16 protein-coding genes are annotated in these 15,877 nt (G+C 33.0%); 15 read left to right on the forward strand and 1 reads right to left on the reverse strand.

The window, feature by feature from the left end; all coding sequences use genetic code 11:
- Positions 1-299: 299 nt before the first annotated feature.
- The 6 genes from CBR30_06765 to CBR30_06790 are packed head-to-tail and all read left to right on the forward strand — an operon-like array spanning position 300 to position 6,299.
- Positions 300-1,319 (forward strand): LacI family transcriptional regulator, encoded by a 1,020-nt coding sequence (locus CBR30_06765; protein PMQ01198.1) that lies wholly within the window; start codon positions 300-302, stop codon positions 1,317-1,319.
- A gap of 54 nt (positions 1,320-1,373) precedes the next feature.
- Complete coding sequence (locus tag CBR30_06770) at positions 1,374-2,648, forward strand: hypothetical protein (GenBank protein ID PMQ01199.1); 1,275 nt, start codon at positions 1,374-1,376, stop codon at positions 2,646-2,648.
- Positions 2,649-2,704: 56 nt separating this feature from the next.
- Positions 2,705-3,589 carry a hypothetical protein gene (locus CBR30_06775; GenBank protein PMQ01200.1) on the forward strand — a complete coding sequence of 295 codons (885 nt, stop codon included), beginning with the start codon at positions 2,705-2,707 and terminating at the stop codon, positions 3,587-3,589.
- A complete protein-coding gene (locus CBR30_06780) occupies positions 3,586-4,395 on the forward strand; it encodes a hypothetical protein (GenBank protein PMQ01201.1) in 810 nt (269 codons plus the stop codon). The genes CBR30_06775 and CBR30_06780 overlap by 4 nt, the downstream gene beginning before the upstream one ends.
- On the forward strand, positions 4,392-5,393 hold the full coding sequence (locus tag CBR30_06785) for a hypothetical protein (protein ID PMQ01202.1): 1,002 nt from the start codon (positions 4,392-4,394) through the stop codon (positions 5,391-5,393). Before CBR30_06780 ends, CBR30_06785 begins: the two co-directional genes overlap by 4 nt.
- A 3-nt stretch (positions 5,394-5,396) precedes the next feature.
- A complete protein-coding gene (locus tag CBR30_06790; protein PMQ01203.1) occupies positions 5,397-6,299 on the forward strand; it encodes a dihydrodipicolinate synthase family protein in 903 nt (300 codons plus the stop codon).
- 2 nt (positions 6,300-6,301) lie between these two features.
- Here the strand turns inward: CBR30_06790 and CBR30_06795 are convergent, their stop codons facing one another.
- Positions 6,302-6,955 carry a magnesium transporter MgtC gene (locus tag CBR30_06795; protein PMQ01204.1) on the reverse strand — a complete coding sequence of 218 codons (654 nt, stop codon included), beginning with the start codon at positions 6,953-6,955 and terminating at the stop codon, positions 6,302-6,304.
- 210 nt (positions 6,956-7,165) lie between these two features.
- On the opposite strand from CBR30_06795, the gene CBR30_06800 reads away from it, so the two are divergent.
- From CBR30_06800 to CBR30_06840, 9 genes are all read left to right on the forward strand, one after another.
- Positions 7,166-7,348 carry a hypothetical protein gene (locus CBR30_06800; GenBank protein ID PMQ01205.1) on the forward strand — a complete coding sequence of 61 codons (183 nt, stop codon included), beginning with the start codon at positions 7,166-7,168 and terminating at the stop codon, positions 7,346-7,348.
- The gene (locus CBR30_06805) at positions 7,342-7,908 is read left to right on the forward strand and encodes a hypothetical protein (GenBank protein PMQ01206.1); all 567 of its coding nucleotides are present in this window, start codon (positions 7,342-7,344) and stop codon (positions 7,906-7,908) included. Before CBR30_06800 ends, CBR30_06805 begins: the two co-directional genes overlap by 7 nt.
- Before the next feature lie 3 nt (positions 7,909-7,911).
- Entirely contained in the window at positions 7,912-8,688 is a 777-nt protein-coding gene (locus tag CBR30_06810) for a hypothetical protein (protein ID PMQ01207.1), read from the forward strand.
- 91 nt (positions 8,689-8,779) lie between these two features.
- The gene (locus tag CBR30_06815) at positions 8,780-9,151 is read left to right on the forward strand and encodes a DNA-binding protein (GenBank protein ID PMQ01266.1); all 372 of its coding nucleotides are present in this window, start codon (positions 8,780-8,782) and stop codon (positions 9,149-9,151) included.
- Positions 9,102-9,455 carry a hypothetical protein gene (locus CBR30_06820; GenBank protein PMQ01208.1) on the forward strand — a complete coding sequence of 118 codons (354 nt, stop codon included), beginning with the start codon at positions 9,102-9,104 and terminating at the stop codon, positions 9,453-9,455. The genes CBR30_06815 and CBR30_06820 overlap by 50 nt, the downstream gene beginning before the upstream one ends.
- Positions 9,456-9,505: 50 nt before the next feature.
- Entirely contained in the window at positions 9,506-9,904 is a 399-nt protein-coding gene (locus CBR30_06825; protein ID PMQ01209.1) for a hypothetical protein, read from the forward strand.
- A gap of 38 nt (positions 9,905-9,942) precedes the next feature.
- Positions 9,943-11,472, forward strand: coding sequence for a restriction endonuclease subunit M (locus CBR30_06830; protein PMQ01210.1), 1,530 nt, complete (start codon positions 9,943-9,945; stop codon positions 11,470-11,472).
- A 23-nt stretch (positions 11,473-11,495) separates the two neighbouring features.
- Positions 11,496-12,785: a restriction endonuclease subunit S gene (locus tag CBR30_06835; protein ID PMQ01211.1), complete on the forward strand. Its 1,290-nt coding sequence runs from the start codon at positions 11,496-11,498 to the stop codon at positions 12,783-12,785.
- Between the two features lie 3 nt (positions 12,786-12,788).
- Positions 12,789-15,848, forward strand: a complete 3,060-nt coding sequence (locus tag CBR30_06840; protein PMQ01212.1) for a restriction endonuclease subunit R — start codon at positions 12,789-12,791, stop codon at positions 15,846-15,848.
- Positions 15,849-15,877: the final 29 nt, after the last annotated feature.

Raw genomic sequence — 15,877 nt, forward strand, 5'->3', positions numbered from 1 at the left:
AAGCTTTTTTAGAAAGAGCTCTAATTGATGGTTTTTTCTCTTTTATTAAACTCATTATTAACACAATTAAAATTTCTTTTATCTTTTTTCTTAAAGAAAAATCTGGTAGAATATTAATGACCATAGTTTTCACCTCCCGGGGTTTGGATGTTATCTCTTTCTAATCTAATTCTAACCCTGGGAGGTTTTTCTTTTCAAAAACTGATTACAGGTCAGCCTCGTATTAACTATTGACACATGTAATTTTACATTTTATACTACGAAAAATTACAGTTTTGTTGGATAGGGTGATTTAAAGAATGAAAAAAGTTACTATAAGAGAGATAGCAAAAACAGCTGGGGTTTCTACTGCAACAGTTTCTCGTGCTTTATCTGGAGTGGGCTATGTAAGTGAAGAAACAAAGAAAAAAATTATAGAAATAAGTGAAAAGCTTGGATACAAATTAGAAAAGAAAAAACATAAAAAGACTTTAACTAAAGTAATTGGCGTAATAGTTACAGATGTAACAAATCCATTTTTTACACAAGTAGTAAGAGGCATAGAAGATACTTTGAACAACATGGGATATAGCCTTATTTTATGTAATAGTGATGAAGATATTGAAAAAGAAAAAGAGTATTTTAGAGTTTTAGAGAGTAAAAAAGTAGATGGGATTATTCTTACTCCTGCGGGAGGAAGCCATAAGCATTTACTCCATTATTTAAAAAAGGATATTCCCATTGTCCTTTTAGATAGATTGATCGAGGAAGTAGAATTAGATGCGGTAATTATTGATAATGTTGCTGGAGCTTATGAAGGGGTAAAACATTTAATTCAACAAGGTTATAGAAAAATTGGAGCAATTATTGGACCTTTAAGTGTAATGACTTCAAAGGAGAGATTAGAAGGATATAAAAAGGCATTGGAAGAGGCAGGTATAGAAATTAGAGAAGATTTTGTAGAAAATGGTGAATATACTCAAAATGGGGGATATAGGGCTGTTAAAAAGCTTCTTTCAAAAGGGAAGATTGATGCCCTTTTTATTGCTAACAATGTAATGACTATAGGAGCTATGCTTGCTATTTCAGAACTAAATATAAATGTTCCGGAAGAATTGGGGATTGTAGGTTTTGATGATATTGATTTGGCACCTCTATTGAAATGTCCCTTAACTACAATCTCTCAGCCTACATATTTAATTGGAGTAAATTCCGCCCAAATTCTAATAAGGAGATTGCAAGGAAAAGGGAAGAAAGAAAAAGAGATTGTGGTTTTAAAACCTCGGTTAATAGTAAGGGAATCAAGTAGAAGAATGATTTTAAAGGAGGATAGGAGGTGAGAAGATTTTAAGTTTTTCTTGTTATGGAAAATTTTTCAAGGGGAGGTTAAATATATGAAAAAGTTAATTCTTAGTATTTTAATGATTGCATTACTTTTAACTTTTGCTACTGTTGCCCAAGCAAAAAAGACTATTTATTTTAATACTCTTTTCCATAGTGGCGATGCTCAGGCAATGGAAAAAATTGTCAAACTTGTAAATGAAACCCAAAAAGATTATTACGTAGATCTTACTCAGGGACAATGGGAAAATTATTATGCTCAGCTTTTTAATGCAGTAGTAGCAGGAAATCCACCACATCTCGGCATTTGTCATACTAACATGTTCCCATCTATGAAAGATGCTTTGACTCCTTTAGACAAGAGTCCTGCAGGAAATCTGCTTAAAATTGTGGGAATAGATAAAAATAATTATATACCACAATTATGGAAAGCTGCTAATATTGATGGAGCACAGTATGGGGTACCCTTGGATACTCATATGTGGGCAATGTGGTATAACAAAAAGATCTTTAAGGAGGCAGGACTCGATCCAGAGAAACCCCCAACAAATTTAGAAGAACTTACTAAAGCAGCGGAAGCTATAAAGAAGGCAGGTTATTACGCAGTTCATTTTGCGGAAGATGCTTTACCAAGGAAAATTATGAGGGCATGGTATATATTTTATTGGCAGTTAGGAGGAGAATTGTTTGATAAAAATTATACAAAAGCTACTTTCAATAATTCAAGAGGGCTGAGGGCTTTAAAATTCCTTGTAGATTCAGTTTTGAAATATAAGTGGAACGAACCAGGAACCGATGGATTCAAACAATTTGCCAGTGGAAGATTAGGAATACTATTTGCTGGAAATTGGTACTATCCTACTGCTGTTTCTGCTGGGATAGATTTTGGGGTAGCTCCCATTCCTAAAATTTTCTATTATCCAAAAACTTGGGGAAATAGCCATAATCTTGTTATTCCTAAGCTTCCCAAGACAGCAACTCCCCAAGATTATATTGATGCTGCAAGAGTTTTGAAGCTTATTAGCGAAAAGTCTTATCTTTGGGGATTGTATGGAGGACATATGCCAGCATATCTTCCTGCAAAACAGAATAAAGAACTCTTAGAAAGTGATACATGGAAGAGATCTTTATCAGTATTTTCCTACATGGCAGAGAAAGGTTATGTACATTATCCTCCTGACCATCCTAAGGCAGCAGAACTTGAACAGGCTATTCAAACAAATATTCAACTTGCATATAATGGAAGTATAACTCCTGAAGAAGCATTAAAGAGAGCAGAGGCAGAATGTAATAGAATTCTTGCGGAATATAATGCTCAAAAGAAGTAGAAATAAACAGCGAGGGATGGCATAAAGCCATCCCTCTTCAAAAAGGAGGATTATTTATGTTTAGTAAGAGAATGAAAGAGGATCTCGTGGGGATCTTATATATTCTCCCCTTTGGTATTATTTGGTTAATTTTTAGTGCTTGGCCTACAATTTATGGATTTGTAATAAGTCTTTATGATTGGAATCCTTTGAAGGGGTCAAAATTCTTAGGCTTTGGAAATTATATATATCTCTTTACTCATAATAGGTTTTGGAACTCATTGTTTAGAACCCTAGAGTTTGCAGGGATATTCATCATATTAACTCTTCTTTTGGCTTTATCTTTTGCCTTTTTACTTTATTTTTTCCCAAAGAGTAAGACAAGAACCTTTTCAGAAAGTTTTCTGTTTTTTCCATATTTATTAAATGTGTCTGTTATTGCACTGATCTGGAAATGGCTTTTAGATCCAGATTTTGGATTAATAACATATTATATATCATCTATTTTAGGGAAAGCTCCAAGATTTCTAAATAGTATCTTTTGGGCAGTTCCTGCTATTGCTTTAGCTTCTGCCTGGTGGCTCAGTGGTTATAGAACTACTATATTTTTAACAGCCTTAGAAACTGTACCTAAGGAGTTAGTGGAATCAGCAAAAATTGATGGAGCAGGTACTTGGATAATTATGTGGAAAATTCTATTTCCCCTGATAAGACCACAATTTCTATTTTCATTAGTATTAACTACTATTTCTGGATTTACTGCTTTAGGTCAGGTAATGATCATGACTGATGGAGGTCCTGGAAATGCTTCAGAAGTTTTAGCTTTATATCTTTATAGATTAGGATTTCAATATTTTGATATGGGAAAAGCAGCAGCTGCAGGTTCTGTTCTGGTAGTAATAATGTTTGTACTAACTCTAGTAGGAATGAAAATTTTAGGACTGGGAGGAGAAATAGAATGAAAAACTTATTATATAGGATTATTCTTATAGTTGTATCTATTATTTGGATGATACCTATTCTTTGGATGATAGATACTGCTTTTAAGCCTACACCTCATATTTTTACAATTCCTCCCAAATGGATTTCTCCTTCTTATACTTTGGAACATTTTTATCATTTAATTGAAAAATGGCCTATGGGACAATGGTTCATTAATAGTACTATCATTGCAGGTTTGTCAACCATAATTTCTATTATACTTGCAATTCCTGCCGCATTTTCCTTTGCTCGTTTAAGATGGAGGGGAAGAGATATTCTCTTTATTATCTTTTTAATAACAATGCTTGCTCCCTGGCAGGTAAATATTATCCCTCTTTATTTTATAATGAATAGTTTTAAGCTTCTTAATACTCATATTTCTGTAATATTGCCTATAATTGCAATGTCAATAAGTGTTTTTCTTTTAAGACAATTTTTTGTTACTATTCCTAAGGATATTGAAGAATCCGCAAAAATAGATGGATGTTCCTCCTTTCAAATTCTAATTAAGATTATTATTCCCATGTCTTTACCTGCAATTGCAGCTTTGGGGATATATATATTCATATTTGCATGGAATGAATATACTTGGAGCTTAGTTGCCTTACAGAGGACCAAAATGTTTACAATACCAATAGGTTTAAAAGCTATTCAGGGAGCATATGATATTGATTACGGTCTTCTAATGATGGCAGCATTCTTAGCAACATTACCTGTTCTTGTTGTATTTCTAATTTTAAGAAAAAGAATAATGGAGGGTATGAGTTGGTCTGGAACAATAAGATGAAGTTAGAATTGATTTTTTCGCAATTTATTTTCTATAAAAATGAGAGTTATCCTTTTTCCCATTGTGCTTCTATTTATGAAAAAAGAGATGGGAATATTTTGGTAGTTTGGTATTCAGGAAAGTATGAAACTTCTCCTGATCAAGCTATTTTAATTTCTGAGTTTGATGGAGAAAATTGGAGTAAACCTCAAATTGTAGTAGACACCCCTAACAAGGCGGATGGAAATCCCGTACTGTTTGAATGGAAGGACAGGTTATATCTTTTTTATGTGACTATTGAAGGGGGAGGACTTCCTCCTGATTTAGGAAAAAACTTTGTAGAGGAACTGCAAAAAGGAAACCTTAAGGGAGCGTGGGATACTTGTAGCATAAGATATAGGGAGTCTCAGGACGGCGGAAAAAGCTTTGGAGAAGAAAAAATATTTAGAAAAGAATGGGGATGGATGATAAGATCAAGACCCTTAATTCTTTCAAATGGAGAACTTTTGTTTCCTTTTTATGATGAAAGGGAATGGAAAGTATTTTTGGGAATAACAAAAGATGGCTTTGATTCCTTCGAATTTTATGGAGGACTAAAAACTCCTAAAGGATGCATTCATCCTGTAGTTGTAGAGGTTAAAAATGGAGAGCTTGTATGTTTTATGAGGACAAGAGATGGTTTTATTTATAAATCAAAATCAATAGATTTTGGAAGAACATGGGAAAATCCATCCCCAACTTCTATAAAAAATCCAAATAGTGGAATAGATCTTATCAAATTAAGAAAGGGATATTATCTTTTAGCATATAACGATAGCTCTGAAAAAAGAACTCCTTTAAGTTTAGCTTTATCAAAAAATCTTGAAGATTGGATAAAGGTGTTAGATGTAGAAAATGAGCCCTTTGAGTTCTCATATCCTAATCTTTTAGAAGCGAAGAGCGGTAATATTCATTTAGTCTATACCTGGAAAAGAACCCATATAAAACATTGCATTTTTAAATTTTTGGAGGAGGAATAGAAAATGAGACTTCTTGAGGGAGTAGTAGTTGCCCATACGACACCTTTTCATGAGGATGAATCTATAGATTATGAGGCATTGAGAAAATATGTAAATTTTGTTATTGAAAAGAAAGTTCATGGAATATTTGTATGTGGGACTACAGGAGAAGGATTGATTTTATCCATAGAGGAGAGAAAAAAGGTTTTAGAAACCATCATAGAGGAGAATAAGGGAAGAATAGCTGTAGTTGCCCATTGTGGTGCCATAAATTTAAGAGATACCATGGAGCTTATTGATCACGCAAAAAAAGTAGGAGCAGATGGCGTTGGAATAGTAGCTCCTTTTTATTATTCTTACACTGAAAAGGAGCTTTATAACTACTATGCTACTATAGCAAGAGAGTTTAAAGATATTCCTATATATCTTTATAATATCCCATCTTTAGCTAAAAATGAGCTCTCTATACCTCTTGTCTCTAAACTTTCCTATGATTTTGAGAATATAGTTGGGATAAAGGATAGTAGTGGGAATTTTTCCACTATCTTAGGATATATCTATAATACAAGAAAGGATTTTATTGTAATAACAGGATATGATAGGGCTTTCTTTCCATCTCTCATGATGGGAGGAAAAGGAACTGTAACAGGACCTGGAGGTGTGTTCCCTGAAATCTTTGTTAAAATTTATGATTCCTTTAAGAAGAAAGATTATGAAGCTTGTTTAGAATTACAAAAGAAACAGACAAAACTTTCTCTTTCCCTTCATGATGGTGCCAGTATTCCTGTACTTAAAAAAGCTTTAGAGTTTAGGGGAATTGGAAAGGGATATATGAGAAGACCATTTCTTCCTTTAAATGAAGAAGAAAGTAGAAGCTTAAGAGAAGATTTAGAAAAGGTTCTTCTTGAAGTGGGACTAAGCTTCTAAATTTAAGTCCATTCTGCACTTATTACATTATCGAGCTCTACTAATCTTGCTATAACTTCTTCCTCTGAAAGTTTAGCAGGAAGTTTTAAATTAAGGGTTAGAATAACTTTTCCATCCCACTCTGAAGAGATTTCAATTTGCTTTATATCCACATTCATACTTCCAAGAAGGGATCCTATAGCCCCAATAGATCCAGGTCTATCTTCTATTACGCATCTTAAGGATAATGGCTTGTGGCTTCCAATAAGAGATACCTCGAGTTTTACTGCCAGAATTAAAGTTGCCACTACTAAAAGGGTAGTTAAAATTGCAGGAAAATATAATCCTACACCAACAGCAAGTCCAATACCTGCTACTGTCCATATACTTGCTGCAGTGGTAAGCCCTTTGATAGTTGCTCCAGTTCTTAATATGGTTCCCGCCCCTATAAAACCGATACCAGTTATTACTTGAGCTGCAATTCTCCCAGGATCAGAGGGATATCTTCCAGGAAAGCCATAGGCTGAGACTATCATAATTAGAGTAGAGCCAAGACATACCAACATATGGGTTCGAAGGCCTGCTGGCTTTTCTTCTTTCTCTCTCTCCCAACCTATAATTCCGCCTAATACTACAGATAATAAAAGTCTTAGAACTATTTCTAAATCATTAATCATTTTTTAAAATTATACCATGTATATGGGATTTGTAATAGTGTAAAGCTCTTTTGTATCATCTTTTGGATCATGCATCTCTATCCTGAATATGGAAGAGTGAGGTTGATTTATTGATTGTGCTTATGGTTGTAGGTAAATAAAAGTAATTACAGGTCAGGTATTATAATAAACTTGAAACAAATTCTAAGAGAGTGATAACATTTAACATATATGGTGGAGAAAAGTTCTATATCTTATCTATATAAAAGATGGAGAAAGCATAGAGTTGATTATTTATTAAAAAGTTTGCTTATTGGGATTTTATCGGGAATTTCTATATCTTTCTTTAGAATAAGCATAGGTAAAATTTTATCTTTATCAATTAAAATATACGAAGTTATAAATAAATACTGATTATAGGATTACTGCTTGGATACATAACCAAAAAGGAACCTTTTATAAAGGGAAGTGGTATACCCCAAATTAAAGGTAAAATTATAGGCTATATTGATGACATGTCCTATTTTAGAATATTTTTTCTAAAGTTTTTAGGGACTATTCTTTCCATTGGCTCTGGTTTGTCCTTAGGTAGGGAGGGACCATCTATTCAAATTGGAGCTTCTATAGGGGGAATAGTAAGCAAGATATCTAAATGTATAAGGATGGAGGAAAAATATTTGGTTACGTGTGGGGAAAGTGCAGGGCTTGCATCAGCCTTTAATGCTCCTCTGGCAGGTGCTATATTTGCCATAGAAGAACTGCACAAAAGCTTTTCACCTCTTTTACTAATTTCTGTTATGCTTTCTTCATTATCATCCGCTTTTGTTACCTATTTAATTTTAGGACCAAAAGTTGTATTTGATATTAGAAATTTAAGTCTAATGCCTTTAGATAAATACTTTTATTTGATATTTTTAGGAATTATCTTGGGTTTCTTAGGAAAAGTTTTTAATGAAGGTTTATTAAGATTTTAGGAAATATACAAGAGACAAAAAATAAAAGACCATATTAAACCTATAATTCCAATACTTTTCTCTATCATTATTGGATATTACCTACCTGAGGTTCTTGGGGGTGGGGAGCATCTCATTGATGACTTAATCCATAAGGTATTCAATATTGAGTTTTTGCTTCTTTTATTCCTTGTTAAATTTATGTTTACAATGATAAGTTATGGCTCGGGAGTGCCTGGCGGTATCTTTATGCCCCTACTTACAATTGGTTCAATTATTGGAGCTATTTATGGAAAAATTGTAATTTCTTTTGCAGACTTAAATTCATCTCTACTAAATAATTTTATTGTTTTTGCTATGTCTGGATATTTTTCCGCTATAGTTGGAGCACCTATTACTGGACTCATTTTAATTACAGAAATGACAGGAAACTTTAACCATCTTTTTCCATCCGCTTTAGTTTCCCTTATTGCCTATATGACCTCTCTACTTTTAAAAAATGCTCCTATTTATGATTCACTTTTGGATAGAATAATAGAAGAAAGAAAAATCTTATCCCAAGTTGAAAACAAAGAGAAGGTGATTTTAGAGATACTTGTACCTGTTGGCTACCGATGGGAAGGGAAAAGAATAAAAGATATAAATTTGCCTAAGGATTCTCTAATTATAGGAGTAAAAAGAGGGGAAATGGAGATTGTTCCAAGGGGAGATACTTTAATTCTTCCAGGAGATTATTTAATAATCCTTACAGAAAAGGAAAATGAAGTAAAGATAAGAAAGCTTATTTCAACCTCACAATAACTATTTTGACACTTTTATTGTATTTGTTTAAAATGAACTTAGAAATTTGAGGAAAAGCGAGGGGTATTTTTTGGAAAGAAGTAAAGACTGGATGGACTCTTTTGAGGGAGATCTTGAACATGCAAAGCATGACTTAGAGCACGGCTTTTATAACTGGGCTTGTTTTTCTGCCCAGCAATCTGCAGAGAAGGCTGTAAGGGCGGTTTTTCAAAAATTAGGAGTACAAGCGTGGGGACATTCCGTGGCGGACCTTTTGGAAGAGCTTAGCAAACAATACGAAATTCCAAAAGAGTTAAAAGATTTTGCCCTTGAGTTAGATAAAGCATATATCCCTACAAGATATCCTGATGCCCTTCCTTCGGGGTCCCCAAGGAGTAAGTATTCTAAAATTGAGGCGGAAAGGTTGATAAATTATGCAGAAAAAATTATCAAGTTCTGTAAAGATCTTCTATCCACAATATAGTAAAGAAGAAGTGCTTGAAAAAATAAGAGAAGCCTTACCTCAACTTTCCGAAAATCTTCCCTTGGTTCTTGTAGTACTTTTTGGATCCTATGCAAAAGGAAATTTTACTGCCTTTAGTGATATAGACCTTCTTGTAGTCTATGAGGACCCTATACGTGAGGATGCATTTAAAATTGTGAAAAAATCTATTAGATTAAGAGGTTTGGAGCCCCATGTTTATTCTCTCAGTGAATTTAAAGAAATGGAAAATACAATTAGTAAAATGATAGAAAATGGTGTGATTATTTTAGATAAAACAAAATAAATGAGATATAATATAAAAATAAAGAGGCTTCTTAAAGAGTAGCGGAATTTATGCAGAGAGACAATCAATTAGTTGGCAATATAGGCTTATTTTATGTTTGTTATGAGCTATCAAAAAGAGGATGGAACTGTTTACCTACAACAAGGAACGCAAAAGGAGTAGACATTGTAATTTATAGCCAAGACGCCCAAAAAAAATTAACCATTCAAGTTAAAGCTTTAACTCAACGTAGTGCAGTACCTTTTGGCTCAAATCCTCACCTAATTGCTGACTTATTAATAATTGTTAGAAATGTATTTGATAGCCCAATAGTATATATAATGAAAATAGATGAAGTAAGAGAGCGCTTACATAAGACTGAAAATAAAAAGGGAGAGGTGGCTTACTGGTTGGAATATAAAGATTATGAAGATTTCAAAGATAGATGGGAATTAATAGAAAGTATATGAACAATATAACCAATGTAATTTTTAGGAGGTAAAGAAGTATGAAAGAAATAGACCTAAACTTTGAAGATGAACTTTGGAGAGCTGCGGATAAACTTAGAAAAAAAGTTGAGGTTCATGAATATAAATATGTAGTACTTGGACTTATATTTCTAAGATATTTATCTTTTGCTTTTGAGGAAAGAAGAAATGAATTATTAAATAAGGAGAGAGGTTATTCTGAAGATATTAAATTACAGCTTTGTGAAGATAGAGATTTTTATTTAGCTGATAAAACTCTGTATATTCCAGAAATGGCAAGATGGGACTATATAAAAAAGAATGCGAATCAACCCAACATTGGAGAAATATTAGATAAAGCTATAGAAATACTTGAGAACGAATATCCTGATAAACTAAAGGATGTTATTCCTAAGATATACACGAGAATCAATCTTGATCATCATGATCTTTCTTATCTTATAAATCTTTTCTCTCAAATTGATTTTGGCACAGCTCACAGAGAAAAGGATATTTTTGGAAGGATTTATGAATATTTTCTTGGGAAATTTACTGAGGCAGAAGGTAAAAAGGGTGGTGAATTTTATACTCCAAGATGTCTTACAAAACTTATTGTTGAGATTTTAGATATAAAGGGAGGAAGAATTTTTGACCCTGCTTGTGGAAGTGGGGGATTTTTTGTTTCTGCTATTGAGAAGCTGGAAAGAGAAGGAATTGATCCTTATAATCTTTCTATATATGGACAAGAATCAAAGGAATTCGTTTGGAAAATGTGTAAAATGAATCTTGTAATAAGGGGAGCTGAAGGAGATATAAGAATAGGTGATTCCTATCATGATGACAAATTTTTTGATCTAAGGGCAGATTATATAGTTTCAAATCCACCTTTTAATGATAGTGGCTGGGGAAGAGATAGAGTGAAGCCTGAAGATCCAAGATTCAAGTATGGATTACCTCCAGAGAATAATGGCAACTTTGTTTGGATTCAGCATTATATTTATCATTTAGCTCCAAATGGAAAAGCTGGTTTCGTAATGGCAAATGGTGCACTATCAGCAGGAGGTATTGAAGGAGAGATAAGAAAAAAGATTATTGAGGACGATTTAGTTTATGGCATAATAGCTACTCCAGCAAAACTTTTTTATACAGTATCTCTTCCTGCCTCTCTCTGGTTCTTGAGGAAATCAAAGCCTGAACATATGAGAGGTAAAACTTTATTTATCTATGCTAAGAACATGTATCAACCTATATCCAGAAGACAAGTTACCTTCACAGAAGAGCATATTGCAAAAATCGTTGAAAAATTTAGAATGTTTGAAAGAGGAGAATCTGAAGAAAAAATAAATGAGATTGGTTTCGCCAAGGTAGCCACTTTGGAAGAAATTGCAAAAAATGGTTATGTTCTAACCCCAGGAAGATATGTAGGCATAAAACTTAATAACGAAGAGGATGAAACCTTTGAAGAAAAAATGCAGGCTTATTCTTCTGAATTATCAAATCTCATTCGAGAAGAAAGAGAATTGACTGAGAAAATTAAAGAGGTTTACAAGTCCTTAGGATGGGAAATATAATGAGATAATTTGAGGTAATAACTATGCTTAAATTCAGATGGGAAACAGAATTTAAGGAGACGGAGATTGGAGAGATACCGAAGGATTGGGAAGTGAAGAGGCTGGGGGATATTGCAAATATATCAACTGGGGGAACACCATCAAGAAAAGTAAAAAAATATTGGGGTGGTGAGATAAATTGGCTAAAAAGTCAAGAAGTAAACGATAATTATATATATGACACAGAAGAAAAAATTACAGAAGAGGGTAGAAGAAATAGTAACGCAAAAAGAATTTATCCACCTGGAACTTTGATTCTAGCAATATATGCCGCCCCAACAGCTGGTAGAGTCGGAATTCTAAAAACATATTCAACAATCAATCAGGCACTAGCTGCTTTAGAATCAGAATGTAACGAATTTTTGTTTTATTCTTTTATTGGGAATAGAGAAAGGTTATTATTATTTGCATCAGGAGCTGCACAACAAAATTTGAATTTAGATTTGATTAGGGACTTTGCCATTCCTTTTCCTCCCCTCCCCGAGCAATCCCGCATTGCTACCGTTTTATCGTGGTTTGATGAGCTTATTGAGAATAAAAAGCGTCAGAATGAGATTTTGGAAAAGACCGCGATGGCGATTTTTAAATCCTGGTTCATCGACTTTGAGCATTTTAAAGATGAAGAGTTTGTTTATAATGAAGATTTGGGAAAGGAGATACCTAAGGGGTGGGAAGTGAGAAGGTTGGGGGAGGTGGCAGAAATAATAAGAGGTGTTTCATTTCAACAAGATGAAAGTTCTTTCGAGTATTTTCCAAAATCTGTGCCTATGATCAGAGCGAATAATATTATGGATAACAAAAGTATTGATTTCAGAGATTTAATGTTTATTCCTTCACATAAAGTTCCGGAATTCAAAAAACTTAGGGAAAAAGACATAATTATGGTAGGATCTAATGGAAATCCTAGTTTGGTCGGTAAGTTTGCTGTTTTTGTTGAAAACCCAGATTTTCCCGAAATTTCATTTGGTTCATTTATGTATTGTATTAGAACAAGATTTGACTATATTTTTTCAAATCTTAACTCAGATTATTTTAAAGAATTCCTTTCATCCGTGGTTTCTGGTACAAATATTTCAAATTTAAAAAAATCCGACCTTGAAAACTATAAACTTTTATTCCCTCCTTTACCCATTCTCCAACGCTACCACTCCCTCGTTGAGCCTCTCTTTCAAAAAATTATCCTCAATCAAAAGCAAATTATGATTTTGAGGAAAATTAGGGATACCCTCTTGCCTCTGCTGGTTTTTGGAAAATTAAGAGTGGAGGAGATATAAAATATGAAAGCAAAACTTACTGAAGACTATCTCGTTGAGCAGTCAGTTATAAACTGGTTGAAAGAGCTTAGCTATGGTTATATTCACGGCTCACAATTAAACCCTGAAAGTGGAGAAAGGGAATCCTACAGGGATGTCATTCTCAAAAGGCGCTTTATTAATGCTATAAAGAAAATCAATCCATGGCTTGATGACCTTTTAGCTGAAGAGGTATATAAAAAAGTAACTCATCTTGAGCATCCAGATTTTGTAGTAAAAGGGAAGCAATTTTACGAATTATTAACCAATGGTGTAAAACTCACCTATAAAGAGGGAAAAGAAGAAAAAACAAGGCTTGTAAAATTAATTGATTTTGAAAATCCGGATAATAATGAGTTTATAGTCGCTAATCAATTTACAGTTGAGTATCAGTATGAAAAAGAAATGTATAGAAGACCTGATATAGTCATATTCATAAATGGTTTACCAGTCGCAGTATTTGAACTTAAAAGCTTTAATGCCAATGAAACTGCAAAATCTGCCTTCAATGATCATAAAATGAAAATGAAGGATATTCCCCAATTATATGCTTATGCCCAAATCCTTGTTGTGAGTGATGGCTTTGAAACCAAATATGGTTCTCCTACAAGTGATTGGGATAGATTTTTTGTGTGGGAAGGTATATTAAGTGATGATGATGTTGTAGTAAGGGAAATTGAGGAAGGTCAATTTGAATATTTCTATAAAAATCAGAAAATGACTTCGCTCGAAGTTCTTTTAAAAGGTCTTTTCAGGAAGGAGCATTTATTGGAATATATTGAAGATTTTATACTCTATGATAAAACCGGAGAAACATATGAGAAAAAGATAGCAATATTCCATCAGTTCTATACAGTTAAAAAAGCTATAGAAAGGACCAAAAATTGTGTTCTCGAGGGGAAAAGTCCAGAAGATAGAAGAATTGGGGTAGTATGGCATACTCAAGGTTCTGGAAAATCTCTTACTATGCTCTTTTATGCCAGAAAAGCATTAAAGATAAAAGAATTTGAAAATCCATTATTACTTTTTATAACCGATAGAAGAAATCTTGACGAACAACTTTATGATCTTTTCTCTTTTATGCATGTAAATCGTGCGGAAAGTATAAAAGATCTTCAAGAGTTAATTAAAACATCTGCAGGAGGAATAATCTTTACAACTATTCAAAAATTCAGTACAGGAAAAAGTGAAGAGTATCCTTTACTCACAGAAAGAAGAAATGTCATTGTAATTGCAGATGAAGCCCATAGAAGCCAGTATAGAGAACTTGCTCGAAACTTAAGAAAAGCCATCCCCAATGCATCATTTATGGGGTTTACTGCTACACCAATAGAACTTCAGGATAGGGATACATATCTTGTCTTTGGTGAACCTATAAGTATCTATTCTATGGATAGAGCAAAAAGGCATAAAGTAGTTGTCCCTATATATTACGAGGCAAGGCTTTCAAAACTTCATTTGACAAATGAATTTATAGATGATGAATTCGAAGAAATATCAGAATTTATGGATGAACAAGAGAAAGAAGCTGTTAAAAGAAAATATGCAAAACTTGAGAAATTAATTTTGAATCCTGAGAGATTAAAAGAGATTGCAAGAGATATAGTAGAACATTTCCATAAGAGAGAACAAGAAATGGAAGGAAAGGCGATGGTAGTTACCATATCGAGACAAGTTGCAATAAAACTTTACGAGGAGATAATAAAACTACCTAATGCACCCTCTGTGGCTGTTGTAATTTCTGGAAGTAAGTATAAAGATCCAGAAGAGTTCTGGCCCCATTTAAGGAATAAACATGAACTTGAGGAACTTCTAAATAATTTCAAAAATCCAAAGAAGGACCCTAAGATGGTAATAGTAGTTGATATGCTTTTGACAGGTTTTGATGTTCCTTGCCTACACACTATGTATTTTGATAAACCTATGAAGGACCATTCTTTAGTTCAAGCTATAGCAAGGGTAAATAGGGTATTTAAAGATAAACCAGGGGGATTAATTGTTGACTATATAGGGATAGCAGATAATTTGAGAAAGTCCTTAAGTAAATACACTATTGAGGCTATAAAGGAAGTGCTTACAGATATAAATGAGGTACTCACTTTACTTAAGGAAAAATATGACATAATTTCTTCTATTTTTAATGGAATAGATTATAAAGGATGGAGAAAACTTAGCCCAGAGGAGCTCTCAAGACTAACAACGATTGCATATAACAAAATTGCAAGTGATGATAAAAAAGATATGTTTATAAAAAACTTTATAGCACTTAAAAAGCTTTATTTACTCGCAAGTCCTCATCCTGAAACATATAAAATAAAGGACGATATTATGTTTTTTGAAATGATTAAAAAAATGATAGTAAAGTATTCAACTGCTAAAACCAGAGAAATTTCAAGAGATTTAGAATATGAGATTAATTTACTTATTTCCAAGAGTATTTCTGCAGAGGAACCAATAGATATTTTTACATTTCTTGGTAAAGAAAAACCAGAAATTTCTATTTTAGATGAAGAATTTTTAGAACAATTTAAGAATATGGAATATAAAAATTATGCTGCAGATTTGTTAATGAAGATAATTAATGACGAATTAAGAGTAAGATTGAGAAGAAATCCCTTCCGATATAAATCCCTTTATGAACTTCTTGAAAAATTAATTGATAATTATAATGTTAGGTTAATAACAACCACCGATGTTATAGAAAAACTAATAGAGATAGCTCGTGAAATTAGAAAAAAGCAAGAAGAAGGTAAAAAACTGGATTTAACTGAAGAGGAACTTGCCTTCTATGATCTTTTATCTTCTAAAGAAAAGATTTTTAATAATTATGAAGAGATAAAAAATATAGCAAAATTGATTGTGGATAAGCTTGGTAATTTTGTAAAAGTAACGGACTGGAATAGGAAAGAATTTATAAAAGCTAAAATAAGAGCTGAGCTTAAAGAAATTTTATTAAATACTATAGGCTCTCGCATGTCCTACCAGGAAATTAATAATCTTACCTCGCAAATGCTCTCTCAGGCTGAAGAATTATGGAGTGCCTAAGCTCAAAATAATGAAGGTTTTTGAAATAA

The sequence above is a fragment of the Dictyoglomus sp. NZ13-RE01 genome (assembly GCA_002878375.1).
Lineage (GTDB): Bacteria > Dictyoglomota > Dictyoglomia > Dictyoglomales > Dictyoglomaceae > NZ13-RE01.